This window comes from Brevundimonas sp. MEB006b (assembly GCF_030209705.1).
In the GTDB taxonomy this organism is placed as follows: Bacteria; Pseudomonadota; Alphaproteobacteria; order Caulobacterales; family Caulobacteraceae; genus Brevundimonas.
Genome location: NZ_JARVRL010000005.1, coordinates 205,723 through 230,750, shown reverse-complemented (window position 1 = coordinate 230,750; position 25,028 = coordinate 205,723). Strand labels below are relative to the sequence as shown.

At 65.0% G+C, this 25,028-nt stretch carries 31 protein-coding genes and 1 other RNA gene; 11 read left to right on the top strand and 21 right to left on the bottom strand.

The window, feature by feature from the left end; all coding sequences use genetic code 11:
* The first annotated feature begins 8 nt into the window (after positions 1-8).
* On the top strand, positions 9-329 hold the full coding sequence (locus tag QRN13_RS07520) for a YbjQ family protein (RefSeq protein ID WP_039243695.1): 321 nt from the start codon (positions 9-11) through the stop codon (positions 327-329).
* A gap of 19 nt (positions 330-348) precedes the next feature.
* Here QRN13_RS07520 and QRN13_RS07515 read toward each other — a convergent pair whose 3' ends face one another.
* Both QRN13_RS07515 and QRN13_RS07510 read right to left on the bottom strand, forming a co-directional pair.
* A complete protein-coding gene (locus QRN13_RS07515) occupies positions 349-1,446 on the bottom strand; it encodes an NADH:flavin oxidoreductase (protein ID WP_284877436.1) in 1,098 nt (365 codons plus the stop codon).
* A gap of 76 nt (positions 1,447-1,522) precedes the next feature.
* The gene (locus QRN13_RS07510; RefSeq protein WP_284877435.1) at positions 1,523-2,587 is read right to left on the bottom strand and encodes an Mrp/NBP35 family ATP-binding protein; all 1,065 of its coding nucleotides are present in this window, start codon (positions 2,585-2,587) and stop codon (positions 1,523-1,525) included.
* 26 nt (positions 2,588-2,613) lie between these two features.
* Between QRN13_RS07510 and miaA the strand changes: the two genes are divergently transcribed.
* The 3 genes from miaA (at position 2,614) to QRN13_RS07495 (ending at position 4,499) form a co-directional block, all read left to right on the top strand.
* Positions 2,614-3,534, top strand: coding sequence for a tRNA (adenosine(37)-N6)-dimethylallyltransferase MiaA (miaA, locus tag QRN13_RS07505; RefSeq protein ID WP_284877741.1), 921 nt, complete (start codon positions 2,614-2,616; stop codon positions 3,532-3,534).
* 10 nt (positions 3,535-3,544) lie between these two features.
* Positions 3,545-3,914, top strand: a transfer-messenger RNA (tmRNA) gene (gene ssrA / locus QRN13_RS07500).
* A 111-nt stretch (positions 3,915-4,025) separates the two neighbouring features.
* The gene (locus QRN13_RS07495; RefSeq protein ID WP_017504863.1) at positions 4,026-4,499 is read left to right on the top strand and encodes an SspB family protein; all 474 of its coding nucleotides are present in this window, start codon (positions 4,026-4,028) and stop codon (positions 4,497-4,499) included.
* 6 nt (positions 4,500-4,505) lie between these two features.
* Here the strand turns inward: QRN13_RS07495 and QRN13_RS07490 are convergent, their stop codons facing one another.
* Together QRN13_RS07490 and QRN13_RS07485 are read right to left on the bottom strand one after the other, a co-directional pair.
* Positions 4,506-4,886, bottom strand: coding sequence for a RusA family crossover junction endodeoxyribonuclease (locus QRN13_RS07490; protein WP_217431584.1), 381 nt, complete (start codon positions 4,884-4,886; stop codon positions 4,506-4,508).
* Positions 4,862-5,515 carry a peptidylprolyl isomerase gene (locus tag QRN13_RS07485; protein WP_284877434.1) on the bottom strand — a complete coding sequence of 218 codons (654 nt, stop codon included), beginning with the start codon at positions 5,513-5,515 and terminating at the stop codon, positions 4,862-4,864. The genes QRN13_RS07490 and QRN13_RS07485 overlap by 25 nt, the downstream gene beginning before the upstream one ends.
* 61 nt (positions 5,516-5,576) lie before the next feature.
* Here QRN13_RS07485 and fumC point away from each other — a divergent pair, with 61 nt between their 5' ends.
* On the top strand, positions 5,577-6,968 hold the full coding sequence (gene fumC / locus QRN13_RS07480) for a class II fumarate hydratase (protein ID WP_284877433.1): 1,392 nt from the start codon (positions 5,577-5,579) through the stop codon (positions 6,966-6,968).
* Positions 6,969-7,031: 63 nt separating this feature from the next.
* Here fumC and QRN13_RS07475 read toward each other — a convergent pair whose 3' ends face one another.
* Positions 7,032-7,418, bottom strand: coding sequence for a YccF domain-containing protein (locus QRN13_RS07475; protein WP_284877432.1), 387 nt, complete (start codon positions 7,416-7,418; stop codon positions 7,032-7,034).
* A gap of 96 nt (positions 7,419-7,514) precedes the next feature.
* Positions 7,515-7,754 carry a DUF2171 domain-containing protein gene (locus QRN13_RS07470; RefSeq protein ID WP_039243689.1) on the bottom strand — a complete coding sequence of 80 codons (240 nt, stop codon included), beginning with the start codon at positions 7,752-7,754 and terminating at the stop codon, positions 7,515-7,517.
* Positions 7,755-7,904: 150 nt separating this feature from the next.
* On the opposite strand from QRN13_RS07470, the gene QRN13_RS07465 reads away from it, so the two are divergent.
* Positions 7,905-9,164 (top strand): patatin-like phospholipase family protein, encoded by a 1,260-nt coding sequence (locus QRN13_RS07465; protein ID WP_284877431.1) that lies wholly within the window; start codon positions 7,905-7,907, stop codon positions 9,162-9,164.
* A gap of 2 nt (positions 9,165-9,166) precedes the next feature.
* Positions 9,167-9,355: a DUF4169 family protein gene (locus QRN13_RS07460; RefSeq protein WP_284877430.1), complete on the top strand. Its 189-nt coding sequence runs from the start codon at positions 9,167-9,169 to the stop codon at positions 9,353-9,355.
* A 4-nt stretch (positions 9,356-9,359) separates the two neighbouring features.
* On the opposite strand, the gene QRN13_RS07455 is transcribed toward QRN13_RS07460, so the two are convergent.
* A complete protein-coding gene (locus tag QRN13_RS07455) occupies positions 9,360-10,244 on the bottom strand; it encodes a DMT family transporter (RefSeq protein WP_284877429.1) in 885 nt (294 codons plus the stop codon).
* A 106-nt stretch (positions 10,245-10,350) separates the two neighbouring features.
* On the opposite strand from QRN13_RS07455, the gene QRN13_RS07450 reads away from it, so the two are divergent.
* Complete coding sequence (locus QRN13_RS07450; protein ID WP_284877428.1) at positions 10,351-10,758, top strand: YbaY family lipoprotein; 408 nt, start codon at positions 10,351-10,353, stop codon at positions 10,756-10,758.
* Positions 10,755-10,979 carry a ribbon-helix-helix domain-containing protein gene (locus QRN13_RS07445; protein ID WP_284877427.1) on the top strand — a complete coding sequence of 75 codons (225 nt, stop codon included), beginning with the start codon at positions 10,755-10,757 and terminating at the stop codon, positions 10,977-10,979. Before QRN13_RS07450 ends, QRN13_RS07445 begins: the two co-directional genes overlap by 4 nt.
* Before the next feature lie 19 nt (positions 10,980-10,998).
* Here QRN13_RS07445 and QRN13_RS07440 read toward each other — a convergent pair whose 3' ends face one another.
* Positions 10,999-11,262 carry a hypothetical protein gene (locus QRN13_RS07440; RefSeq protein WP_284877426.1) on the bottom strand — a complete coding sequence of 88 codons (264 nt, stop codon included), beginning with the start codon at positions 11,260-11,262 and terminating at the stop codon, positions 10,999-11,001.
* A 52-nt stretch (positions 11,263-11,314) separates the two neighbouring features.
* Between QRN13_RS07440 and QRN13_RS07435 the strand changes: the two genes are divergently transcribed.
* Positions 11,315-13,690, top strand: coding sequence for an ATP-dependent helicase (locus QRN13_RS07435; protein ID WP_284877740.1), 2,376 nt, complete (start codon positions 11,315-11,317; stop codon positions 13,688-13,690).
* 33 nt (positions 13,691-13,723) lie between these two features.
* Positions 13,724-13,906 carry a DUF3606 domain-containing protein gene (locus tag QRN13_RS07430; protein WP_026108366.1) on the top strand — a complete coding sequence of 61 codons (183 nt, stop codon included), beginning with the start codon at positions 13,724-13,726 and terminating at the stop codon, positions 13,904-13,906.
* Positions 13,907-13,967: 61 nt separating this feature from the next.
* Here the strand turns inward: QRN13_RS07430 and lpdA are convergent, their stop codons facing one another.
* The 13 genes from lpdA to QRN13_RS07365 form a co-directional block, all read right to left on the bottom strand.
* Positions 13,968-15,374 carry a dihydrolipoyl dehydrogenase gene (lpdA, locus tag QRN13_RS07425; RefSeq protein WP_284877425.1) on the bottom strand — a complete coding sequence of 469 codons (1,407 nt, stop codon included), beginning with the start codon at positions 15,372-15,374 and terminating at the stop codon, positions 13,968-13,970.
* The gene (locus QRN13_RS07420; protein WP_161639237.1) at positions 15,374-15,853 is read right to left on the bottom strand and encodes a glutathione peroxidase; all 480 of its coding nucleotides are present in this window, start codon (positions 15,851-15,853) and stop codon (positions 15,374-15,376) included. Before QRN13_RS07420 ends, lpdA begins: the two co-directional genes overlap by 1 nt.
* 14 nt (positions 15,854-15,867) lie before the next feature.
* Positions 15,868-17,202: a pyruvate dehydrogenase complex dihydrolipoamide acetyltransferase gene (locus QRN13_RS07415; RefSeq protein ID WP_284877424.1), complete on the bottom strand. Its 1,335-nt coding sequence runs from the start codon at positions 17,200-17,202 to the stop codon at positions 15,868-15,870.
* Positions 17,202-17,519, bottom strand: coding sequence for a DUF5076 domain-containing protein (locus QRN13_RS07410; RefSeq protein ID WP_091746652.1), 318 nt, complete (start codon positions 17,517-17,519; stop codon positions 17,202-17,204). Before QRN13_RS07410 ends, QRN13_RS07415 begins: the two co-directional genes overlap by 1 nt.
* Positions 17,516-18,895 carry a pyruvate dehydrogenase complex E1 component subunit beta gene (locus QRN13_RS07405; protein ID WP_284877423.1) on the bottom strand — a complete coding sequence of 460 codons (1,380 nt, stop codon included), beginning with the start codon at positions 18,893-18,895 and terminating at the stop codon, positions 17,516-17,518. Before QRN13_RS07405 ends, QRN13_RS07410 begins: the two co-directional genes overlap by 4 nt.
* Positions 18,896-18,898: 3 nt before the next feature.
* Positions 18,899-19,927, bottom strand: a complete 1,029-nt coding sequence (gene pdhA / locus QRN13_RS07400; protein WP_091746646.1) for a pyruvate dehydrogenase (acetyl-transferring) E1 component subunit alpha — start codon at positions 19,925-19,927, stop codon at positions 18,899-18,901.
* Between the two features lie 134 nt (positions 19,928-20,061).
* On the bottom strand, positions 20,062-20,361 hold the full coding sequence (locus QRN13_RS07395) for an FtsB family cell division protein (RefSeq protein ID WP_017504845.1): 300 nt from the start codon (positions 20,359-20,361) through the stop codon (positions 20,062-20,064).
* Positions 20,362-20,499: 138 nt separating this feature from the next.
* Positions 20,500-21,777 (bottom strand): phosphopyruvate hydratase, encoded by a 1,278-nt coding sequence (gene eno / locus QRN13_RS07390; protein ID WP_039243670.1) that lies wholly within the window; start codon positions 21,775-21,777, stop codon positions 20,500-20,502.
* Between the two features lie 89 nt (positions 21,778-21,866).
* The gene (locus tag QRN13_RS07385) at positions 21,867-22,487 is read right to left on the bottom strand and encodes a hypothetical protein (protein WP_284877422.1); all 621 of its coding nucleotides are present in this window, start codon (positions 22,485-22,487) and stop codon (positions 21,867-21,869) included.
* A 109-nt stretch (positions 22,488-22,596) separates the two neighbouring features.
* Complete coding sequence (gene rpmF, locus QRN13_RS07380; RefSeq protein ID WP_026108365.1) at positions 22,597-22,779, bottom strand: 50S ribosomal protein L32; 183 nt, start codon at positions 22,777-22,779, stop codon at positions 22,597-22,599.
* A gap of 133 nt (positions 22,780-22,912) precedes the next feature.
* A complete protein-coding gene (locus QRN13_RS07375) occupies positions 22,913-23,464 on the bottom strand; it encodes a sugar O-acetyltransferase (protein ID WP_284877421.1) in 552 nt (183 codons plus the stop codon).
* A complete protein-coding gene (locus tag QRN13_RS07370) occupies positions 23,461-24,576 on the bottom strand; it encodes an NAD(P)/FAD-dependent oxidoreductase (RefSeq protein WP_284877420.1) in 1,116 nt (371 codons plus the stop codon). The genes QRN13_RS07375 and QRN13_RS07370 overlap by 4 nt, the downstream gene beginning before the upstream one ends.
* Positions 24,573-25,025 carry a type II toxin-antitoxin system RatA family toxin gene (locus tag QRN13_RS07365; RefSeq protein WP_284877419.1) on the bottom strand — a complete coding sequence of 151 codons (453 nt, stop codon included), beginning with the start codon at positions 25,023-25,025 and terminating at the stop codon, positions 24,573-24,575. Before QRN13_RS07365 ends, QRN13_RS07370 begins: the two co-directional genes overlap by 4 nt.
* Positions 25,026-25,028: the final 3 nt, after the last annotated feature.

Below are 25,028 nucleotides of genomic sequence, written 5' to 3'. Positions count from 1 at the left end.
AGAAACAGATGTACGTCACCACGACCAACGACCTGCCCGGCTTTCGCGTCACGCGCCACATCGGCCTGGTGCGCGGTGTCACGGTGCGCTCGCGCAACGCCATCTCCGACGCCATCGGCGGGGTCCAGTCCATGCTGGGCGGCCGCGTCGGCGCCTATGTGAAGCTGGCTGAGGCCGGGCGTCAGGAAGCCTATGACGAACTGGTCAAACACGCCCAAGCCCACGGCGCCAACGCCATCCTGGCCGTCCGCTATGACGCGACGGAGATCATGCCGGGCGTGACCGAGGTGCTGTGCTACGGCACGGGCGTGATCGTCGAGCCGGCATGACCGGCTCGACGTTTCCCGATCAGGACAGGGTCATCAGGTCCGAACGCTCGAAGTTGCGCAGCTCGTCTGCACGACCCTCGCGGATCTTGGCGACCCACTGAGGATCGGCCAGCAGCGCGCGGCCGACGGCGACCAGGTCGAACTCCTCGTTCTCCAGACGGCGCAGCAGACCGTCCAGCGAGGCGGGCTTTGAACCCTCGCCGCCGAAGGCCGCGATGAACTCGCCGTCCAGGCCGACGGACCCGACGGTGATCGTGGGCTTGCCCATCAGCTTCTTGGTCCAGCCGGCGAAGTTCAGGTCCGAGCCTTCGAACTCCGGTTCCCAGAAGCGGCGCTGCGAGCAGTGGAAGACATCGACGCCGGCGTCCGACAGCGGGGTCAGCCACTCGACCATCTGTTCCGGCGTCTCGGCGATGCGGGCCGTGTAATCCTGAAGCTTCCACTGCGACAGGCGCAGGATAACGGGGATGTCGTCGCCGACGCCTTCACGCACCGCTTTCACGACCTCGGCGCCGAAGCGGGCGCGGTCGGCGATGGTCGGTCCGCCCCAGCGGTCCTCGCGCGCATTCAGGCCGCCCCAGAAGAACTGGTCGATCAGATAGCCGTGGGCGCCGTGGATTTCGACGGCGTCGAAGCCAAGGTCACGAGCCGCGCGGGCCGACCGGCCGAAAGCGGAGATGGTGTCGGCGACATCTTCCTCCGTCATGGGCTCCAGCTTGGTCTTGCCCGGCATGGTCATGCCCGACGGGCTGTCCACCTTGCCCAGCGGCGCCCAGTCATCGCCGCGTCCGCGCGCAGAGCCCACGTGCCAGATCTGCGGCGCTATAAGACCGCCGGCGGCATGAACCTCTTCAACCACGGACTTCCATTCCGGCAGCGCTTCGCCGTGGAAGACCGGAACGTTGGCGTCGTTGCGCGCCGCCGGACGCTCGACGACCGTGCCTTCGGTCACGATCAGGCCCACCCCGCCCTCGGCGCGACGGCGATAATAGGCGGCGACGTCTGAGGTCGGGATGCCGTTCGGCGAGAAGGACCGGGTCATGGGCGCCATGACGATGCGGTTGGGCAGGGTCAGCCCCTTGATCGTGAAGGGGCTAAACAAGGCGTCGAGGCTCATCGTATCTCCTTGGGTATCTGTAGCACCCAAGGTGGCGAACAGGGTTGCGTTTGAAAACCCCCTGCCTCGGCTTTTTCTAAATCCCCAGCGCCGCCGAGACGCGCGCGGCGATTTCGGCGAAGCGACCGGCGATATCGCCCTTCGGATCGGTTGCGACAGGCGGTCGTCCGGCATCGCCGCCCTCTCGCAAGGCGGCGTCCAGCGGCAAGGCGCCCAAAAACGGGATGGATAGGCGCTCGGCCTCGGCCCTCCCCCCGCCTTCACCAAAGACCGGACCGCTCATATTCTCGATCAGGCCCAACGTCGGGACATTGACGCGCTGGAACAAGGTGTGGGCGCGACGCGCATCGGCCAGAGCGACTTCCTGCGGCGTCGACACGATCACCGCCCCATCCAGCGGCGTCTTCTGGATTAGGGTCAGTTGGACGTCGCCCGTGCCCGGCGGCAGATCGACCACCAGCACGTCCAGCGGCGCATCAGCCGTCCCCCAACGCGTCTGGGTCAGCATCTGCGTGATGGCCTGCGACGCCATCGGTCCACGCCAGATCATGGCGTCGTCCATCTTGGTCAAAAGGCCGACCGACATAGCCTTCAGCCCGTGGGCGACGTGCGGCACGATGGCGCCGTCCTCGTAGGCGGGCTGACCACTAATGCCCAGCATGGTCGGCAGCGACGGCCCATACACATCGGCGTCAAGAATGCCGACCGAAAGCCCGCGCGCCGAAAGCGCAGCGGCCAAATTCACCGCGACGGTGGACTTGCCGACACCGCCCTTGCCGCTGGCGACGGCCAGCACGCGGCGGACATGAGCCGGGCGCTCGGTCGGGACGGGCGCCTTGGCGCGGCCCTGATCGACCGCCGCCTTTGACAGGCCCGCCGTGCGCGGCGCAGCAGGCTTGGTCTCGGCGGTCAGAATGACCGAGACGCGCGCCATGCCGGGAATGGCCTTCAGTGCAGCCTCCGCCGCGTCACGAACCGGTGCGTAGTCGGCCGCTTGGGTGTGATCGACTTCCAGAGCAAACCCCGCGCGATCCTCAGCCACGACCAGACCCTGAACCAGACCGGCGGCGACCAGCCCGTGGCCGGAAACCGGATCGATGATGGCGTCGAGGGCGGCGATGACGGCGGTGCGTTCGACCAAGGCGGTCTCCAGAAGACTTGCAGGCGATGATGCGCGCGTTCTATCGCCCTCGAACCCGTCCCGCGAGCCACGATTTGTCCCGACCACCCTCAATCACCCTGATCGCTGGCCCGACCGCCTCTGGCAAGTCGGCGCTGGCGCTGAAAATGGCGCGCGAAACAGGCGCGGTGATCATCAACGCCGACAGCCAGCAGCTCTACGCCGACCTGCGCACGCTGACAGCCCGCCCTTCGGCGCAGGATGAAGCCCAGGCCGACCATCGACTGTATGGCGTCGCCGACGCCGCCGACGCCTGGTCGGTCGGACGCTGGAGCCGCGCGGTAATGGCGTTGCTCGACGAACTCCGCGATCAAGGCCGGCCGGCCATTTTGGTGGGGGGGACCGGCCTTTATTTCACCAGCCTGACACGCGGCCTGGCCGATATTCCTGCGGTGCCGAGCGCGGTGCGCGATCAGATGGATGCCGACTACACGGCGCTCGGCGAGTCAGGTTTCCGCCGGCGCCTGGCCCAGATCGATCCCGAGGCGGCGCAAGCCATCGAACAGGGAGACCGCCAGCGACTGGTGCGGGCCATGAGCGTCTTCATCGCCAGCGGCCGCGCGTTAAGCGTCTGGAGGGCCGACACCCAGCCCTTGTTGGCGCCGGATTCATGGACCGGATGGGTCAGGGAGCCCGAGCGTCAGCAACTCTACGCAAACTGCGACCAGCGCGTGGACCTGATGATTGATCAGGGAGCGATATACGAAGTCCAAGCCCTCTTGGACCGTGGCTTGAACCCCGCCCTGCCCGCCATGAAGGCGGTCGGGGTCAGAGAACTGGCCGCCTACCTGTCCGGCGATCTGGCCCGCGACGACGCGATCGCCGCCCTTAAACAAGCCACCCGCAACTACGCCAAACGTCAGTCGACGTGGTTCCGAAACCAGACGCCGGAGTGGCGCCGCGCCTGAGTGCAATCCGGCGCTTGGAATGCCTCACGGCTGCGCCTATATTCGTCTGGTCCGGTTTCGGCCGGACTATAGCGATAAACGCGCTTGTAATAAGCGGACCGGACCCGGGTGCGATTCCCGGCGGCTCCACCAACTTTCTCCCCGCGTTATCGGCGGAGGCAGCATGGGGCCGACTAGCATCGACGGACGTGTAAAGAGGATTGCTTTCGCTCGTCCTGGCCCACCGTATCGGGCCATTTTCTAACTGCGAACGATAACTTCGCTGGAGAAGTCGCTCTCGCCGCGTAATGCGGTTCGAGTGATTTCGAATCTTAAGTCCTAGGGGTTCAGATCCTTGGGCGGGGCCCGTCGGGGGGCCTGGCAACAGAACCCCCGGCACTTTCCAAAAGATGATCGGGAGCTTGGCGCCAGAATCCCGGCGCTTTACCTTCATGACACCTTTCGCCTACGGCCCTGCGCCGCTATCAGTCGCGCTCTGATGTGAGGTGACGATGAGCGACCAGGCCCCTCCGGTCGATGAGATGCGGTACGAACAGCTGGCGCAGGAAGCCCTGCGCGGCGTCATGCGCGCCGCACTGGAACGCGTGCTGGCCGAGGGCCTGCCCGGCGCCCACCACTTCTATATCACCTTCAAGACACGTGCCGTCGGCGTCAGCGTGGCCCCTGACATTCTGGCGAAATATCCGGAAGAGATGACGGTCGTTCTGCAGCACCAGTATGACGACCTGCGCGTGGAGCCTGAGCGTTTCTCGGTCAAGCTGCGCTTCGGCGGCATGCCCAAGAGCCTGGTCATCCCCTATTCCGCGATCACGCGCTTCTACGATCCCAGCGTCCAATTCCTGCTGCAGTTCGAAGACCCGCAGCTTCTGGACGAGGTCGAAGACGAGCCGACCCCGCCCCAGGACATGCCGCCGATTTCGGACGGCCCCAAGGTCGTTTCGCTGGATCAGTTCCGCAAGAAATAGCCGCCGTCAGTCCTTGCGTGGATAGGAGCGGATCAGGATCCGCTCTCTTTCGCCTTCGCGTCTTTCGACCAGCAGCCGCGCGACCTGAGCGTCGTCGTGGAAAAGGTAGCCCTTGATGGAGTCGAGCAAGGCCTTGGCCAGGTTGTCGAGGTCCATCCACGGCGGCTCGCCGACATGTTCCATGCGGATTTCGACGACATGATCGCCCCATGACGGCCTGGCTCCGCGCCATTCCTTGCGCATGAACTCATAGACCAGCGGCTTGTAGTATTTGGCCTGGGTCGTCAGGCCGTCGATAACGAGCTCGACCGCATCGCCATCCTCGCGCGCCCTGACCTTGCCGGTCCCGGTCCAGCCGGCGGTCACGGTCGCATCGACTTTATGCAGACGGCGGGCGCCGCATCCAGCAAGCGCGCAGAGCGGATCGTTACGGGCGGCGTAAGCTGCTCCTCAGAATTCGCGGGCATCCGCTGGATTCTGCGCGCGACATCCAGCCCTTCGACCACAGCGCCGAATGCGGCGAAGCCCTGACCGTCAGGATTCCGCCCTCCGCCAAAGTCCAGGCTGGGCGTATCCTCGGTGACGATAAAGAAGCTGGAGGTCGCGCTGTCCGGTCCGTCCCGCGCCATGGACACCGCGCCGGCCGTATGGCGCAGGCCAGTGTCTCGTGTCCGTTCAAGAGTGATCGGTGGTCGCGAGGCGTTGTCGCTGCCGCGTGGCGTCGCCGCCTGGATCACGTCGATGGGATAGCGGCTGGCGGTATTGGTTTCGCGGCTGACGGTCCTGAAGAACGTGCCCGCATCATAATCACCGGTAACAACGTAGCCGATGAAATTGCATGTCGTGATCGGCGCGACGGCCGCATTCAGCGCCAATACGATCGTGCCGGCTGTTGTATCGAGCGCCACGCGGGGCATTGTGGGTTCAGCCTCAACGGTCGCGCAGCCCGCCAGCGCCGACAGCGCCGCCACGGCGATCAACCCTCGTCTCATATCCGCGCTCTTCTTGCCCTGCATGGCTCTCGTGCTACACCGCCGCGCAACCCATCGCCACGCCTGAGAGACGAGATTTACGCGCATGAGCAACGTCCGCACAGAGACCGACACCTTCGGCCCGATCGAAGTCGCCGCCGATCGCTACTGGGGCGCTCAGGCCCAGCGGTCGCTGGGCAACTTCAAGATCGGTTGGGAGAAACAGCCCCTGCCGGTCGTGCGCGCCCTGGGCATCGTCAAGCGGGCGGCCGCCGAGACCAATCGCGACCTGGGCAAGCTGGACCCGGCCCTGGCCGACGCCATCATCAAGGCCGCCAATGAGGTCATCGAAGGCAAGCTGAACGACCACTTCCCGCTGGTGGTCTGGCAGACGGGTTCGGGCACTCAGTCGAACATGAACGCCAATGAGGTGATCTCGAATCGCGCGATCGAGATTCTGGGTGGCGAGATGGGCTCCAAAAAGCCGGTCCACCCCAACGACCACGTCAATATGAGCCAGTCGTCCAACGACACCTATCCCACGGCCATGCACGTCGCCTGCGCTGAACAGGTGGTCAACGACCTGATCCCGGCGCTGAAGCATCTGCACGCCGCGCTGGACGCCAAGGCCAAGGCCTGGGGCCACATCATCAAGATCGGCCGCACCCATACCCAGGACGCCACCCCCCTGACCCTGGGCCAGGAGTTCGGCGGCTACGCCCAGCAGGTCGAGAACGGCATCAAGCGCATCGAGCAGACGCTGCCGGCCCTGATGGAATTGGCGCAGGGCGGCACCGCCGTCGGCACCGGTCTGAACGCGCCCATCGGCTTCGCCGAGAAGGTTGCGGCCCAGATCGCCGAGATCACCGGCCTGCCCTTCACCACGGCCCCGAACAAGTTCGAGGCCCTGGCCGCCCACGACGCCATGGTCTTCAGCCACGGCGCCATCAACACAGTCGCCGCCAGCCTGTTCAAGATCGCCAACGACATCCGCTTCCTGGGTTCCGGCCCGCGTTCGGGTCTGGGCGAACTGGCGCTGCCGGAAAACGAGCCGGGCTCGTCGATCATGCCGGGCAAGGTCAATCCGACGCAATGCGAAGCCCTGACCCAGGTCTGCGTCCAGGTGTTCGGCAACAACGCCGCCCTCACCTTCGCCGGGTCGCAAGGCCATTTTGAGCTGAACGTCTACAACCCCGTGATGGCCTACAACTTCCTGCAGTCGGTGCGCTTGGTCGCCGACGCGGCGATCAGCTTCACTGACAACTGCGTGGTCGGCATCGAGGCGCGCGAGGGCAATATTGCGCGCGGCCTGAACAACTCGCTGATGCTGGTCACCGCTCTGAACGGCAAGCTGGGCTATGATCTGTGCGCCAAGATCGCCAAGACCGCGCACAAGAACGGCACCACGTTGCGCGAAGAGGCTGTCGGCGGCGGCTATCTGACAGACGCGGAGTTCGATGAAGCTGTGCGACCGGAGAAGATGATCTCGCCGGGCTGATCCTATCTCAGGACGAGATTTTTAGAACGCCGACGTCGTCTGACGTCGGCGTTTTCGTTTGGGTCAGGTCTTGTCGCGGATGGTGCGTCCGACCGGCGCCAGCGCCAGCTTGGCCAGTTCGAGATCCTTCAGCGCGAACGGAATGCCGATGATGGAGACGAACTCCGCCACGGCGATGATCAAATGCGTCAGGGCGATGTACCAGCCGGCCACGACGAACCAGACGACGTTCAACACGACGCCGACACAGCCAGCGACGGGATGCGTGTCCTGCCACATGATCTCGCGGCCGAAGGGCCAGAAGGAATAGCTGGCGATACGCCACGCCGCGAACGTCCACGGCAGGCCGACGACGGTCAGCGCCAGGATCGCGCCGCCCAGCAGCCACAGAAGGCCGGAAATCCAGCCGCCGAAGATGAGCCAGAGGATATTCAGGATCAGGCGCATCAAGACAGGCTCCAATGTCGCCCAATGCGACGTATCTCAGATAAGCAAAAGGCCCCGCTTATGCAGCGGGGCCTTTGTTAAATCGGCGTCAGATCGGCCTTAGTGCGGCTTCTCGGTCCAGCGCGCCTTGGCGTCGTCTTGGGTCAGGCTCAGATGGACGTGCTTGTCGTCAACCCGTTCGACCCAGCTGACCGGGATCATGTGGTGCTTGAAGCCGCCGGCGAAATCCAGCTTCGCCAGTTCGATCTGGTCTCCCAGGACGTGATCGACCCGGCCCACGTGACCGCCGTCCGAGCCTACGACTTCGAGGTGTTCCTTGATGAGCGAAACGTCAACCATGTGTATCTCCACGAGTTTGGTTTGTCCTGCCGATGAGAACACACCCGGCCTGCGACGGTTTCAAACGGCGACGCTTGTTCATCGCCTTGATGACAGGATCGGCTGGGACGCGGTAAAAGCCGGCGTTCACACGGAACCGGAACTCAAGATATGCGGCGGATTGGATCAGGCCTGTTCGGCGTCCTCATGGCCTTGGCCCTGTCGGCGTGTGGAACGCTGGATCGCCCCACCGGCCCTCTCAGGATCACCGACGGCACGCTCGTCAAGGCCGAAGACCCTCGCATCCGCGCCAGCGACAGCGCGCGTCTGCAGGCCTTCACTCAGGAAATCGGTCAGCGACTTCGGCCCGACAAACCAACCTCGATCCTGGCGCTGTCTGGCGGCGGCGCAAACGGGGCCTACGGCGCCGGGCTTCTGGTCGGTTGGACCGAACAGGGCGATCGCCCCGCGTTCGATGTCGTCACCGGCGTCAGCACGGGGGCGCTTGCCGCTCCGTTCGCCTTTCTTGGATCGGATTGGGACGACGAACTTCAGCACGCCTATACCAGCGGCGCCGCCAGCAATTTGCTGAGCTGGCGCAGTTTCGCCGCCTTCCTGAACCCGAGCCTGTTCTCGTCACAGGTCCTGCGCAATCTGGTGGACGAGAACGTCACCCCTGAACTGATGCAGGCCGTCGCGCGCGAGCACGCCAAGGGCCGACGCCTGCTGGTGGCGACGACCGATCTGGACAGCGAGGAAACCGTCATCTGGGACATGGGTCTTTTGGCGACCCAAGGCGACGAGAACGCCCGCGAGCTGTTCAAAGAGGTGCTGGTCGCCTCAGCCAGCATTCCCGGCGTCTTTCCCCCGGTTTTGATCGCCGGGCTTCAGGACGACGACAAGGTGGTTCTGGAAATGCACGTCGACGGCGGCGTCAACACGCCGTTCCTGGCCATCCCTGAAGACCTGATGCTCTGGACCCGCCCAAAGGACGAAGGCCGCGTCGGCGCCCTCTATGTCATCGTCAACGGCCAGGTCGGCCGCAATGACGGCGTTACGCCCGGCCGGCTGTCGGCGATCCTGGCGCGGACCTATGACAGCATGAGCAAATCGTCGCTGCGCATCCATTTGGCGGTGACGGCGGCGTTTGCACGACGCAATGGGCTGGACATGGCGCTGTCGGCCATTCCAGACAATGTCGCCGCCTCCAGCCTGAAGTTCGATCAGGAGACCATGACGGCCATGTTCGAACTGGGTCGCCAGCGCGGACGCGGCGCCGATGCCTGGACCCGGCTGGGCGAGCGCCCGGCGGACCAGCCCTTCATCCCCCAGACGACGATTTCGGAGTCTGAAGTGCCGGCTGTGCTGACGCCCGAGCCCTCGGCCGAGCCGCCGGCCGATGCGCCCCCCGCCGAAAAGCCCAAGGCGTAGTCATGGGCGAGATCATCAATCTGAACCGGGCGCGAAAGGCCCGCGCCAAGGCCGAAGACAAGGCGCTGGCTGCCGCCAACCGCATGGCGCACGGACGCTCCAAGGCCGAGAAGACCCTGTCTGCTGTTGAGCGTCATCGCGCCGAAAAGCAGTTGGACGGTCAGAAGCTGGAGCCGAAATCCGACGACTGACGGCTCAGGCCTTGGGCGCGCGGATCAGCATGACCTGCCCCGCCAGCACAAGCGCCAGCCCGATCAGGGCGCTCCAGCCGAAACGCGCGCCCTCGAACAGCACCGACACCAGCATGGCGATGGGCGGCGTCAAAGCCGAGATGTAGCTGGCCAGGGCATAGCCGCGTTGACGCGCGATTGTGAAATATAGCCCGAACGCGATCACCGACCCGAACAGCGACAGATAGAGCAGCGACAGGACATAATGCGGCGTCGGCTCGATCCGCCACGTCACGCCGGTCGCCATGCCGTACAGCGCCAACATGGCTGTGCCATAAGCCATCGCCCAGGACGTGGCGGCCATGACGGGCGCGCCCGCCTGCTGTCCCTTCCAGGCGAACCAGTTGCCGAGCGCCGAAGCCAGTACAGCGGTTAGCGCGAAGAGGACGCCCAGCCCCGGATTGAGCCCAGCGCCGGCCGCCGTGATCTGGCCGTAGGACAAGACCCCGACGCCCATGACGCCCAGTACTGCGCCGATCCACGCCGCTGGCGCCGCCCTCTGTCCGCCCAGCAGCCGAAACAGGATCAGATTTACAAATGCCAGGGCGGCGAAGATCACCGCAACCACAGCCGACGCCACCTGCCCTTCTGCGGCATAGACGAAGCCATAGCTGACCGCGAAGACGAAGGCGCCCTGGCCGATGGCGGCCAGATGCTGGCTGCGCGTCAGACGCAGCGGCCGTCGCGTCACGGCGCAGAAGGCGAACAGCACCGCCGACGCCAGACCAAACCGCCAGACGATGGAGACGATAGAATCAACCGGCCCCAACTGCAGGGTGATCGCGTACCAGGTCGTGCCCCAGATCAGGGCGCAGATGGCGATCGCAGCGATCGCAAAGGGGCGGCTCAAAGGTTGATCTCCGGCGGTGGACGGCCCGCATAACACGCCCTAACGCCACGCGCCCTCACGTCTTGCGCCTGAGTGTGACACACTGGGCGCCTCGAAGGAGATCGCCATGCGAAACGCCCCCCTGATCCTGCCCGCAGCCCTGGTCTTGGCTGCCTGCGCCGCTACGCCGGACATGACGACCGGAACGACGGTCGTAAACGTGACCTCCACCTATCGCGAACGGATCATGCTGCCGCCCGGCCATGTCCTGACCGTCAGGGTTGAGGACGTCAGTCTGGCCGACGCGCCCGCCAAGGTTCTCGCCGAGACCAGCGAGCCGCTGACCGGCGCCCCGCCCTATCGCGTCACCCTTGGCTTTCCCACATCTCAGATCGATCAGCGCCACACCTATGCCGCGCGCGCCGAGATCCGAGACGCGGCCGGCGCTCTGGTCTTCGTTACGGACACCCGCCACGCGATCCTGACGAACGGCGCGCCGGCCTCGGCCGAGATCGTGCTGAAGTCCGCGCGTTGAGCAGCCTCAGCAAACGTTCGGTCGCCCTCGCCGGCCATGCCACGTCGGTGGCGCTGGAGCCGGAGTTCTGGACCGTGCTGGACCGGATCGCAGCAGCCCGCAGCCTTAGCAAGGCGCAGCTTCTGGCTGAAATCGACGCCGGTCGCGGCCGACGCCCTCTCGCCTCCGCCTGTCGCCTGCTGGCGCTGGACTGGGTGGCGGATCATGGACGTCAAACGTGAACGCCCCCTGGAGAATCGGCTAGTCGCTGCCGCCGTGCCTGCCATGGTCGTCTATCGCTTCCGATCGACTGATCAACTGCACCTCATCTGAAGGGGCGTCGCCCATTTCGACGACCGCCACCCAGATCGCCATGATGGCGAACATCGAGGTCATGCCCAAGGCAAAGGCGATCCAGCCCGCCCGCCCGTTCGGCTTGCGGCGCGTCTGCCTTGGCTGGTGATCGTCGTGCTGCATTGCAGCTAGGAACCGACCCTCGCCCGCACGGTTCCGTGCATTCGTCATGCGCGGCCCTGACATTGCCGCGCGGTCCCCTTATGTTCCGGTTCGATTCTGACTGACGGATATTTTTGCGCCTGTGACTGATCTTCCCGCCCCCCGCATTTCCGACCTCGCGCGCGCCCGTGCGCCCGAGGGCGAGGCGCCGCGCGATTATCTGAAGGGGCTGAACCCGGAGCAGCGCGAGGCGGTCGAGACGACCGAGGGCCCCGTGCTGGTGCTTGCTGGCGCGGGCACGGGCAAGACCCGCGTCCTGACGACACGACTGGCGCACATTCTGGCGACAGGCCGGGCCAAGCCGTGGGAGCTGCTGGCCGTCACCTTCACCAACAAGGCCGCGCGCGAAATGCGCGAGCGCATCACGCATCTGATCGGCCCCTCCGCCGAAGGCCTCCGCTGGCTTGGCACCTTCCACTCCATCGCCGCCCAAATCCTGCGTCGCCACGCCGAACTGGTCGGTCTGAAATCCAGCTTCACCATCCTGGACACCGACGACCAGGAACGGGTGCTGAAGCAGCTGCTGGAAGCGGCCAACATCGACACCAAACGCTGGACGCCCAAGTCGCTCTCCGGCCTGATCGATCACTGGAAGAACCGCGGCTGGACGCCGGACAAGCTGCCGCCGGGCGAGGACTTCGCCAACGGCAAAGGTCAGGGCCTGTACGCCGCCTATCAGGCGCGCTTGCGCAGCCTGAACGCCTGCGACTTCGGCGATCTGCTGCTGCACAACATCACCATCCTGTCGCAGCATGCGGACCTGGCTGAGGAGTATCGCCGCCGCTTCCGCTACATCCTGGTGGACGAATATCAGGACACCAACGTCGCCCAGTATCTGTGGCTGCGGCTGCTGACGGCCTCGACCGGCAATGTCTGCTGCGTCGGCGACGACGATCAATCGATCTACGGCTGGCGCGGGGCCGAGGTGGACAACATCCTCCGCTTTGAGCGGGACTTCCCCGGCGCCAAGATCGTCAAGCTGGAGCGGAACTATCGCTCGACCAGTCATATTTTGGGCGCGGCGTCCGGCCTCATCGCCGCCAACCGCGACCGGCTGGGCAAGACCCTGTGGACCGAAGACGACAGCGGCGACAAGGTGCGGGTGCGCGGCGTGTGGGACGGCGAGGCCGAGGCCCGGCTGATCGCCGACGAGATCGAGACCGCCCGCCGTCCCCATGCCGGCGAGCCGGGCCTGAAATACAAGGACATGGCTATTCTGGTTCGCGCCTCGTTCCAGATGCGGGCCTTTGAAGAACGCCTGGTCATGCTGGCCATCCCCTACACCGTCATCGGCGGGCCGCGCTTCTTCGAGCGCGCCGAGATTCGCGACGCCCACGCCTATCTGCGCCTGATCCTGTCGGAAGACGACGACCTCGCCTTCGAAAGGATCGTCAATGTGCCCAAACGCGGCATCGGCGACACCAGCGTGCAGAAAATCCTGCAACTGGCCCGCCAACACGACCTGTCGGCCCTGACCGCCGTGCGGGGCCTGATCAATACCGACGAGCTTCAGGCCCGTACGCGCACCGCCCTGTCCAACTTCGTGCGCGACATCGACCGCTGGCGCCAACTGTCCGAGACCACGCCCCATTGGCAGGTCATGGAGACGGTGCTGGAGGAGAGCGGCTATACCGACATGCAGAAGGCCGACCGCACCAGCGGCCAGACCCGGCTGGAGAACCTGAAGGAACTGACCCAGTCGATGCAGCAGTTCGAGACGCTGCAGGCCTATCTGGAGCACGTCTCCCTGGTCATGGATCTGGAGCGCGCGACCAGCGACGACCCCAATGGCGACGGGGCGGTGCAGATCATGACCCTGCACGGCGCCAAGGGGCTGGAGTTCCCGCTGGTCTTCCTGCCGGGTTGGGAGGAAGGCGTCTTCCCCAGCCAGCGCAGCATTGATGAGAAGGGCGAAAAAGGCCTCGAGGAGGAACGCCGCCTGGCCTACGTCGGCGTCACACGCGCCAAGCAGGACGCGCGTATCTCCTTCGCCGCCAATCGTTTGGTCTATGGACGCTGGACTTCGCAACTGCCCAGCCGCTTCGTCGACGAACTGCCCATCGCCCACGTCGATCCCCAATCCGACACCGGCTATTACGGCGCGTCGACCGGGATGAAGGAGGCCAAGAGCCGCTGGGACGACGCGCCATCGTTTGGCAGCGGCTATTCCTCCCCCGGCTGGAAACGCGCCCAATCCTTCACCGCCGCCCAGACCCCGGCCAAGATTCCGGCGCGCAAGGCCGTCATCGAGGGCGACGGCCGATTGATCGCCACCGCCGATCCCAAATCCAGCTCAAGCTGGAAAAAGGGCGAACGCGTTTTCCACCAGAAGTTCGGCTACGGAAACGTACGCGTCATTGAAGGCAACAAACTGCTGGTCGAATTCGAAAAGGCCGGGGAAAAGCGCGTCATCGACAGCTTTGTCGAGAAGGCCTAACCCGGCCTTCTGACCCAACGAACGGAGCCGACCATGGCGGGCCTCAAGGACAAGCGCGGCTTCATTGACAAGGACCGGATCGACCTGACCGAGCGTCAATCGGTCGAATACTGGATGAAGCGCTGGGGTGTGACGAAGGACCAGATCACCGCCGCCCACCGCAAAGTCGGTCGCATGACCAAGGATATCGCGGCGGAATTGGGCAAGAAGCGCTGACGCCGCCTACCTAAAACGAGAAACGGCCCCGGAGCACTGCGGGGCCGTTTCGGTTTCTGGCCTAGATGTGGATCACACGCCCATAGGCGTCCAGCGCCGCCTCGTGCATGGCCTCCGACATGGTCGGGTGCGGATATACGATCCCGTGGATATCTTCCTCCGTCGCCTCCATGGTGATGGCGGTGACATAGCCCTGGATCATCTCGGTCACTTCATGACCGATCATGTGCGCCCCGATCAGGGCGCCGGTCTTGGCGTCGAAGATCACCTTGACGAAGCCGTCGGTGTCGCCCGAGGCGATCGCCTTGCCGTTCACGCGGAACGGGAAGCGGCCGATTTTCACGTCGCGCTTTTCGGCGCGCGCAGCCTGTTCGGTGACGCCGACCGAGGCCACTTGCGGCTGGGCATAGGTGCAGCCGGCGATGGGCGAATAGACGTTGGGTGTCTTGTAGCCGGCGATACGTTCAGCGGCGTGGATGCCTTCGTGCGACGCCTTGTGCGCCAGCCAGGGCGCGCCGGCGCAGTCGCCGATGGCGTACAGACCCTTGACGTTGGTCTGGCAGTGGCCGTCGATCTTGACGTGGCCGCGGTCCATTTCCAGACCCAGTTCTTCCAGGCCGATGCCGTCGGTGTTGGCGGTGATGCCGACGGCCGAGATGCAGACCTCGGCCTCCAGCGTCTCGGCCTTGCCGCCGATCTCCACGGAGACCTTCACGCCCTTGGCGTCCTTGCTCACCTTGGTGACCTTGGCGCCCAGCTTGAACTTCATGCCGCGCTTTTCGAACGACTTCTGAGCGGCCTTGGAGACCTCTTCGTCCTCGACCGGCATGATGCGATCCACAGCCTCGACCACGGTCACGTCACAGCCCAGGGCGCGATAGAAGCTGCCGAACTCGATGCCGATGGCGCCCGAACCGATCACGACGATCGACTTGGGCATGAATTTCGGCGCCATGGCCTCGCGATAGGCCCAGATGCGATCGCCGTCGGCTTCAAGCCCGATCTGCGGCAGGGCGCGCGCACGGGCGCCGACGGCCAGCATGACCGACTTGGCCTCGAGCGCGCGCGATCCGCCCGCTTTCAGGGCAACGACGACCTTGGGCGCGGCGACGCCCTTTTTCAGCTTGGCCGTACCCTCGATCACCTCGATCTTGTTTTTCTTCATCAGGAAGCCGACGCCCTGATTCAGCTGTTTGGCCACGCCACGCGAGCGCTGGATGATGGCGTCGAAATCGAACGACGCGCCGGACGCCGACAGGCCGTACTCCTTCAAATGGCTCAGGCTCTCGAACTTTTCGCCCGACTTCAGCAGGGCCTTGGTCGGGATGCAGCCCCAGTTCAGGCAGATGCCGCCCAGGTTCTCGCGCTCGACGATGGCGACCTTCAGGCCCAACTGGCTGGCGCGAATGGCCGCGACGTAACCGCCGGGGCCCGAGCCGATGACGACGAGATCGAATTCAGCAGCCATTAGATCAACTTCTCGATGTCGGCCTTGATGGCCTCGGGTTCAGTCTGCGGGGCGTAGCGGGCGACCACCCTGCCCTCGCGGTCGGTCAGGAACTTGGTGAAGTTCCACTTGATGGCTTTGGAGCCCAGGAAGCCGCGCTTCTGTTCGGTCAGCCAGGCGTAAAGCGGGTGCCGGTTCGGACCGTTGACTTCCACCTTGTCGAACAGGGGAAAGGTCACGTCGAAACTGGTGGCGCAGAAGGCGGCGATTTCCGCCGCCTTGCCCGGCTCCTGCTCGCCGAACTGGTTGCAGGGAAAGCCCAGCACCTCGAACGGCTGATCGGCGAACGTCCGGTGCAGCTTTTCCAGGCCGTCGTACTGCCCCGTAAAGCCGCACTTGGACGCCGTATTCACGATCAGCAACGCCTGACCGCGAAAGCGATCGAGCGAAACGTCCGTGCCGTCGATGGCGCGGGCGGAGAAGTCATAGACCGAGGTCATGACCTCACCCTCCCTTAGGCCAGCATCGCGACGGGATCTTCGATCAGCGGCTTGAACGCCTGCAGGAAGCGGGCGCCGGTCGCGCCGTCCACCACGCGGTGATCGCAGGTTAGGGTCACGGTCATGACCGTGGCCGGCACGACCTGGCCGTTCTTGACGACCGCGCGCTGCTCGCCCGCGCCCACGCTCATGATGCAGCCCTGCGGCTCATTGATGATCGAGGTGAACTGCTTGATGCCGAACATGCCCAGGTTGGACACCGAGAAGGTGCCGCCCTGGAACTCTTCCGGCTTCAGCTTGCGGTCGCGGGCGCGCTTGGCCAAGTCCTTGGACTCGGTCGCGATCTGCGCCAGACCCTTGGTTTCGGCCTTCTTGATGATCGGGGTGATCAGGCCGCCGTCGATCGCCACCGCCATGGAGACATCGGCGTTATGGTGCATGGCGATGCCTTCGGGCGTGTAGGAGGCGTTGGCCTCCGGCACCATCTTCAGGGCCAGGGCGGCGGCCTTGATGACGAAGTCGTTGACCGAGACCTTGATCCCTTGCGGCTCCAGCATCTTGTTGACCTTGGCGCGCACGGCCATTAGCTGGTCGATCTCGCAGTCGATGAACAGCGGGAAGTGCGGAACGTTCTGGACGCTGTCGACCATGCGACGCGCAACCGCCTTCTTCATGCCGTCCAGCGGGATCAGGTCGTAGCTGCCGTCCGGAATGCCCATCTGCGCCAGCGACTGCGCCTTGCGCGGCTCGGCTGCGGTCGCGGCGGGCGACGCCAGTGCGGCCGCAGGTTGAGCCGAGGCCTTGCCGGCGGCCTCGACGTCGCGCTTGACGATGCGACCATGCGGACCGGTACCCTTGATCGACTTCAGATCGACGCCGTTCTGCGCGGCGATGCGTCGAGCGAGCGGCGACGAGAAGATGCGATCTCCGCTGTCCGACTTCGGCGCGGCGGGCGCCGGAGCGGCAGCCGTGGCGGCCTTAGGCGCCTCGGCAGTAGCCGGAGCGGCCTCGGCCTTAGGCGCCTCGGCAGTAGCCGGAGCGGCCTCGGCCTTGGGCGCTTCTTCCGTCTTGGCGGCGGGTTTTTCGGCCGGCTTGGGTGCGGCCGCGCCGCCCTCGTCCTTCAGGCGGGCGATGGGCGTATTGACCTTCACGCCTTCCGTGCCTTCAGCGACCAGGATGTCGGTGATCTCGCCTTCATCCACGGCCTCGACTTCCATCGTGGCCTTGTCGGTTTCGATCTCGGCGATCACGTCTCCGGCGGACACGACGTCTCCGACCTTGACGTGCCACTTGGCCAGAACGCCCTCCTCCATCGTCGGAGACAGGGCCGGCATCAGGATGTCGGTCATCAGGCGTTCCCCCCGGTTGGCGCGATCGGTTCGGCGACAGTGCGGACGTCATTCGCCTTCACCACTTCGCTGAGACCTTCGAGGATGCGGTGGTAGGCCGCAGTTTCATCGTGTTGATGACGCACGGCATAACCGTGCGCCATGTGTCGCGCCGCATAGGCCAGCAGCCGACCGAACTGTATGGGATCGTTGAAGGCCGGTTTGACAGACATCACCGGCTCGTCCTTCGACCACCACATCCGAAGGACTTCGATGGCCTTGGGGTCAGCAGCGACGCTGTCTGGCGTCGTCAGCATGAACTCCGATGCCTCGGTCATGCCATCACCTGTTTCACGGCGGCGATGATCTTGTCCACGCCCGGCAGCGACAGCACTTCCAGATTGGCGGCATAGGGCAGCGGCACGTCTTCCTGGTGCACGCGCAGCGGCGGGGCATCCAGATAATCGAAGGCGTGCTCAATGACGCGGGCCACGACCTCGGCGCCTACGCCCATCGGACCCCAGCCCTCTTCGGCCGAGACCAAACGGTTGGTCTTCTTGACGCTCTCGACGATGGTCTCGTGATCCAGGGGGCGCAGAGTGCGCAGGTCGATCACCTCAGCCTCAATACTCTCCTCGGCCAGCTTCTCGGCGGCCTGCAGGGCGAAGCCGACCATGCGGCTGTGGGCGGTGATGGTGACGTCCTTGCCTTCGCGACGGACCTTGGCCTTGCCGATCGGCAGGACATAGTCCTCGACCTCCGGCACGTCGAACTCCAGGCCGTACATCATCTCGTGTTCGAGGAAGACGACCGGGTTCGGGTCACGGATGGCGGCCTTGAGCAGACCCTTGGCGTCGGCCGCGTCGTAGGGCGCGATGACCTTCAGACCCGGCACCTGAGCGTACCAGGCCGAGTAGTCCTGGCTGTGCTGGGCGCCGACGCGCGAAGCAGCGCCGTTCGGACCGCGGAAGACGATAGGCGCGCGGATCTGACCGCCCGACATATAGAGCGTCTTGGCGGCCGAGTTGATGATGTGATCGATCGCCTGCATGGCGAAGTTGAACGTCATGAACTCGACGATCGGCTTCAGGCCCGACATGGCGGCGCCGACGCCCAGGCCGGCGAAGCCGTGCTCGGTGATCGGGGTGTCCACGACGCGCTGGTCGCCGAACTCCTGCAGCAGGTCACGGCTGACCTTGTAGGCGCCCTGGTACTGGGCGACTTCCTCGCCGATCAGGAAGACGCGGTCATCGCGGCGCATCTCTTCGGCCATGGCGTCACGCAGGGCGTCGCGCACGGTCGTCTTGACCAGTTTGGCGTCGGCCGGAATTTCCGGGTCGCGCAGTTCGACCTTGGGTGTCGCGGTCTGGGCCGGGGCCTTTTCGGGATCGCCAGTCTTACCCTCGGCCGCAGCCTTGGGCGCCTCAGCTTCGCCCTTTGCGGATTCAGCCTTGGGCGCAGGCGCCGCTGCGCCGTCTTCGCCGGCCAGACGCGCGATCGGCGTGTTGACCTTCACGTTCTCGGAGCCTTCGGCGACCAGGATTTCCAGCACTTCGCCTTCGTCCACGGCCTCGACTTCCATCGTCGCCTTGTCGGTTTCGATCTCGGCGATCACCTGGCCGGCCGACACGGTGTCGCCCGCCTTGATGTGCCACTTGGTCAGCGTGCCCTCTTCCATCGTGGGGGACAGCGCCGGCATCAGAATGTCGGTCACGGATCAGGCCTCCACGTAGACGTCGGTATAGAGCTCGGACGGATCGGGTTCCGGGCTCTCTTGGGCGAATTGAACAGCTTCGGCGACGATCGCCTTGATTTCGGTATCGATGGCCTTGAGCTCGTCCTCGGTCGCCTTGGCGGCCGACAGCAGCATTTTCAGGTGATCGATCGGGTCGCGGGTCTTCTTGACCTCATCGACCTCTTCCTTGGTCCGGTATTTGGCCGGGTCAGACATCGAGTGACCGCGATAGCGATAGGTCTTCACTTCCAGGATGAAGGGACCGCCGCCTTCGCGGGCGCGCTTCACCGCACGCGCCGTCGCGTCACGCACGGCCAGTACGTCCATGCCGTCCACCTGCTCGCCCGGAATGCCGAAGCTGGCGCCGCGCTGATACAGTTCGGTCGTCGACGACGAGCGCTCGATGCTCGTGCCCATGGCGTACTGGTTGTTCTCGATGATGTAGATGGCCGGCAGCTTCCACAGCTGCGCCATGTTGAAGCTTTCGTACACCTGCCCCTGGTTCGAGGCGCCGTCGCCGAAATAGACGAAGGCCACCGAATCGTCGCCGCGATACTTGCCGGCGAAGGCCAAACCGGTGCCCAGCGCCACCTGGGCGCCGACGATGCCGTGACCGCCATAGAAGCCGGTCGGCACGTCGAACATGTGCATCGATCCGCCCTTGCCCTTGGACGAACCGCCGCTGCGGCCGGTCAGCTCGGCCATGACTTCTTTGGGATCCATGCCGGCGGCCAGCATGTGGCCGTGGTCGCGATAGCCGGTGATGATCTTGTCGTGGCCCTGTTTGACGCTCTCCTGAACGCCGACCGCCACGGCCTCCTGGCCGATGTACAGGTGGCAGAAGCCGCCGATCAGACCCATGCCGTACAGCTGGCCTGCACGCTCTTCGAAGCGGCGGATCAGAACCATCTCGCGATAGAAGCGCAGAAGGTCTTCCTTGGACGCCGTCGGCGTGTTGGGCAGTTTGTCAGGCGTGGTCGTCTGAGCGGATTTGGCTGGGGCTTTCGCCATCCGGTATCTCCCGGCTAGGCGCCGAGAACCGACGCCTTCTTATCGTTACGGAAAGGGGCTTTAGCAGCCTTCCTTCCGGTAACGCAAAGGGGTGCGGGTCGCCCTGTAACAATAGTTCAATTGGTGAAGGTCGCTTAGCCTTGGGCGGCCGGGGCCGAGACGCGGATCACATAGTCGCGCGGGTCGGAGAAACCCAGGACGGCGCGCGCGCGCTCTTCCAGAAGGTCGCGAGACAGACTGTCGGTGCGCAGATAGCGAACCCGTGTCTCAAGGTCGCGGCGCTGCTCGGTCAGATGCGCCAGCTGGTCCTCGCGCTGCCCCAGCAAGGCGTCGCGAGATGATCCGCTCAGCAGTCCGCGCTCGCCCGTCAGCGCCTGCACCCCGAGATAGGCCAGAAGCAGCAACAGGGCGAGGGACAGGCGGTAAGGTTTCATCCGTTCGGGCACTTGAGACGCTCCTTCTGAGCGCAAAAACACAGTTCAGAAACCGTGCCCGAAAATGCCTAACGAAATGTAGCTTGACCGTAAGAATGTCGGCGGAAAACGCTGATTCTCCGCCGACAATTCCGATTTCTATTTGAGTAGCATACCGTCGCCGAAATAGACGCCCTGATCGCCCAGCATTTCCTCGATGCGGAGCAACTGGTTGTACTTCGCCACGCGGTCAGAGCGGGCCAACGAGCCCGTCTTGATCTGACCGCAGTTTGTCGCCACGGCCAGGTCGGCGATGGTGTAGTCCTCGGTCTCGCCCGACCGGTGGCTCATCACGGCGGTATAGCCCGCGCGGTGGGCCATATCGACGGCGTCCAAGGTTTCCGACAGGGTGCCGATCTGGTTGACCTTGATCAGGATCGAGTTGGCCAGACCTTCGCCGATACCGGCGGCCAGACGCGCAGGATTGGTGACAAACAGATCGTCGCCGACCAGTTGGACCCGGTCGCCCAGGCGCTCGGTCAGCAGGCGCCAGCCGTCGAAGTCATCCTCGGCCATGCCGTCCTCGATCGACACGATCGGGAAGCGTTCGCACAGGTCGACCAGATAGGCGGCCATGCCTTCGGAATCGACGGTCTTGCCCTCTCCGGCCATGACGTATTTGCCGTCCTTGAAGAATTCGGTCGAGGCGACGTCGAGGCCCAGGTGGAAATCCTCGCCCGCGAGGTAGCCCGCCGCCTGGCCCGCCTTGGTGATGAAGCTCAGCGCCTCATCGGCCGAGGCCAGATTGGGCGCAAAGCCGCCCTCGTCGCCGACGTTCGTGTTGTGCCCGGCGTCCTTCAGTTGCTTTTTCAGGGCGTGGAAGATTTCGGCGCCCATACGCACGGCGTCCGAAAAGGTCTCTGCGCCGGTGGGCAGGATCATGAACTCCTGGATGTCGATCGGATTGTCGGCGTGGGCGCCGCCGTTGATGATGTTCATCATCGGGGTCGGCAGGACGCGGGCCGAGACGCCGCCCAGATAGCGATAAAGTTCCTGATTGGCCGACAAGGCGCTGGCCTTGGCGACCGCCAGAGACACGCCCAGGATCGCATTGGCGCCCAAACGGCCCTTGTTGGGCGTGCCGTCCAGTTCGATCATCGCCTCGTCGATCCGGCGCTGTTGCTCGGCGTCCATGCCGGACAGGGCGTCGAATATCTCGCCGTTGACGGCGTCGACCGCCTTCTGGACGCCCTTGCCGCCCCACATGTCCTTGTCGCCGTCACGCAGCTCAACCGCTTCGTGCGCGCCCGTAGACGCGCCGGACGGAACGGCGGCGCGGCCGAACGAACCGTCTTCCAGCGTGACATCGACCTCGACCGTCGGATTGCCCCGGCTGTCGAGGATCTGGCGGGCGACGATGTCGGCGATGTCGGTCATGGCTCGGCTCTTTGGCTCAAGGGGCAAGGGAGGTCCGACGGTTTAGCCGCCTCCCCGCCAAACGCCAATGCCGACATCGTCGCCAGGCGTCAGGAACAGCCCTCGACGAGCTGGATCGAAGGATCGCCCGCATGAACCATCATCACCTTGCCGTCGCTGCCGATCTCATATCGAACGCCGCGCGCCGACGGATCGGTGACATAGGTCGTCGATCCGCCCTTCGACCAGACGAACAGATCCTCGGCCGGCGCCTCCTGGTATTTGTGCGGCTGGGCGAAGACCGCGCCGCCATAGGCTTGCTTGATCGCCATGGCCGTATCGCCCACCCCGAATCCACGATCGGTCTTCGTCGTCGCACCGCGCGCCAGGGTGATTCGCGTCAGCACGCCGTTCTGGACCATCACCTGCACATCTGCTGGCGCGTTTGCCGGATGGAACTGGTCACAGACTTCGGGCTCGGCGCCGCCGACGGCGTTCGGTTGGGAGTCCTCGCCCCAGACCTTCACCAGTTCGGCGCGCGTCATGCCGATTCGCACCGGCCCCAGACCTTCGGCCGTCAAAGCGTTCGGATCGGCGGAGGGCGTAGCGGGCGTCTCGTTCGCGGATGCGACGGGCGGTGCGGCGGGCTCCGAGACGCGCTCCTCTGCGCGATTGCAGGCGGCGAGGGTCAGCAGCGCACAGGCGCTGACGGCGGTGAAACGAATCATCATGCGGCGTCTCCAATGGAAGCTTCACCGCATTGAACGCACGAAAACGGCGCGCGGGTCACCGCGCGCCGTCGAAATCGTCATCCGACCGAAGTCGGGGTCGCCTGAAAGACTAGTCTTCCTTCGGCGTGATGACCTGACGACCGCGATAGGTGCCGGTCTTCAGGTCGATGTGGTGCGGGCGCTTCAGCTCGCCGGTGTCCTTGTCCTCAACGTAGACGTTCGAGGTCAGGGCGTCGTGGGCGCGGCGCATGTTGCGACGCGAGGGAGATACTTTGCGCTTCGGAACGGCCATGTCCGTCTCAATCTTCTAAGTCGGGCGCCGCCCAGAGCCGAGCTCCGTCTAGCGCGAAAACAATAGCGGCGGCCCTCAGGACCGCCACGCGAGGCGCGGCTTATGCATGAACCGCGCGACGATTTCAAGGCGTTTAAGCAGGCGTCAGACGCCGGACGATCTTCGCAGGATTGCCGACCACCACCACGTCGGACGGCACGTCCTTCGTCACGACCGATCCCGCGCCGATCACCGAACGATCGCCGATGGTGACGCCCGCCAGAACGATCGCGCCGCCGCCGATCCAGACGTCGTCCCCGACGACGATCGGCCGCGCCGTCTCCTCGCCCCGGCGGGCGACCGCGTCCAGCGGATGTTCGGGCGTCAGAAGCTGCACGCCCGGCCCGGCCTGGAAGTTGTCGCCGATACGGATCTCGGCGCAGTCCAGGAACACGCAGTTGGCGTTCGCAAACGCCCGCGCGCCCAGGTGGATGTTGACGCCGTAGTCGCAGAAGAAGCCCGGCATGATGATCGCCTTGCCGTCGGCCGCATTGACCAGTTCGTTGACCAGGGCGCCGCGCCGGTCGCGATCCGGCTCGGCGTTGATGGCGACGGTCAGGGCCACGGCGCGGGCGCGACCGTCGCGCAGATCGGAATCGCCCGGATCGTAAGGCAAGCCCGCCAGCATCTTCTCGCGCTCGGTCATGCGGCCTCCGTCAGAGCGTCAGCCACAGCCTCGCCTATAGCCAGGGAGCTGGTCAGGCCGGGGCTCTCGATGCCGAACAGGGCCATCAGGCCGTCGATACCGTGATGCTCGCGCCCATGAAGTTGGAAGTCCGGTTGCGGCTCGCCCGGCCCATGCAGTTTGGGCCGAATGCCGGCGTAGTCCGGTGTCAGGGCGCCGTCGGGCAATCCCGGCCAGAAACGGCGAATGTAGGTGGCGAACTCTTCGGCCTTGGCAGGATCGACCGAGTAGTCCTCGGTTTCGACATAGGCCAGATCGGGGCCGAACACGGCCTGACCACCCAGATCCTTGCGATAGTGGGTGCCCAGCGCGCCGGGGATGGGCGGCGGATAGATCAGGCGGTCGAACGGCGCCTTGCCCGTCAGCCGGAAATAGACGCCCTTGCCAAAATGCCCAGCCGGAATGTCGCCGGACGGATAGCCTTCGATCGACGCCGCCACAGTCTGGGCCGACAGTCCGGGCGCGGTGACCAAATGGCGGCTGGTGACCTGCATCGCCCCCTCCCCGCCGACACGGATCGTGAAGCCGCCGCCCGTCAGCGCCTCTGCGCCCTCGAACGGCGCTGAGACCACGACCGACCCGCCCGCATCCTCGATCTCGCCCTGCAGGGCCAGCATATAGCCGTGGCTGTCGAACAGGCCGCTCTCGGGCGACAGGATGGCGGCGTGGGCGTTCAACTCCGGCTCCAGCGCCCGCGCCTGTGCGCCGGTCAGATGCGCCAGCCCTTCGACGCCATTCGCCGTCGCCTGTTCGAAGATGGCCTCGATCCGCTCGAGCTCTGATTCCTGCGTCGCCACCACCAGCTTGCCGCATTTCCAGTGATCGATCTTGCGGATGGCCAGGAAGTCGTAGAGCGCACGGCGTCCCTCGACGCAGAAGCGGGCCTTCAGTGAACCGGTCGGATAATAGAGCCCGCCGTGAATGACCTCGGAATTGCGCGAGGAGACGCCCTGACCAATGTGGGCTTCCTTCTCCAACACCAGCACCGTCAGGCCCCGTTTCGACAGCGCCCGACCGCAGGCCAGGCCCACAGCCCCGGCACCCACGACGGTCGCGTCGAAATCGAAACTCATCGGACGCCGTATCTCCGTTTCGCCTCGGCCTCGAAACAGCCGATCAGCTTTTCCACCGCACGGTCGAAGTTCGCAGACAGCATCATGTCCAGCATCCGGGACTTGAAGGCGAAGTCGATCATAAACTCCAGCCGCGTGCCGTCCGGATGGGGAAAGAACTCCCAACGGTTCTTCAGGTGCTTAAAGGGCCCGCGCAGCAGGCCGACCTCGACCTTGGGCGCATTACGATCATGCCGGACCCAGGTGGAGAACCGCTCCTTTAGGAAGGAAAACCCGACACTGGCCTCGGCGTCCTGCACGGCGACGCCCTCGCCTTCCTCGCGCGCGTTCCAGACGCGCATCGACGTCACCCACGGCACGAAGGCGGGATAAGCGCGCACGTCGGCGACCAGATCGGCAAGCTGTTTGGGCGCATAGGGAAGAATGCGCGTGACGCGGTGGACAGCCATGCG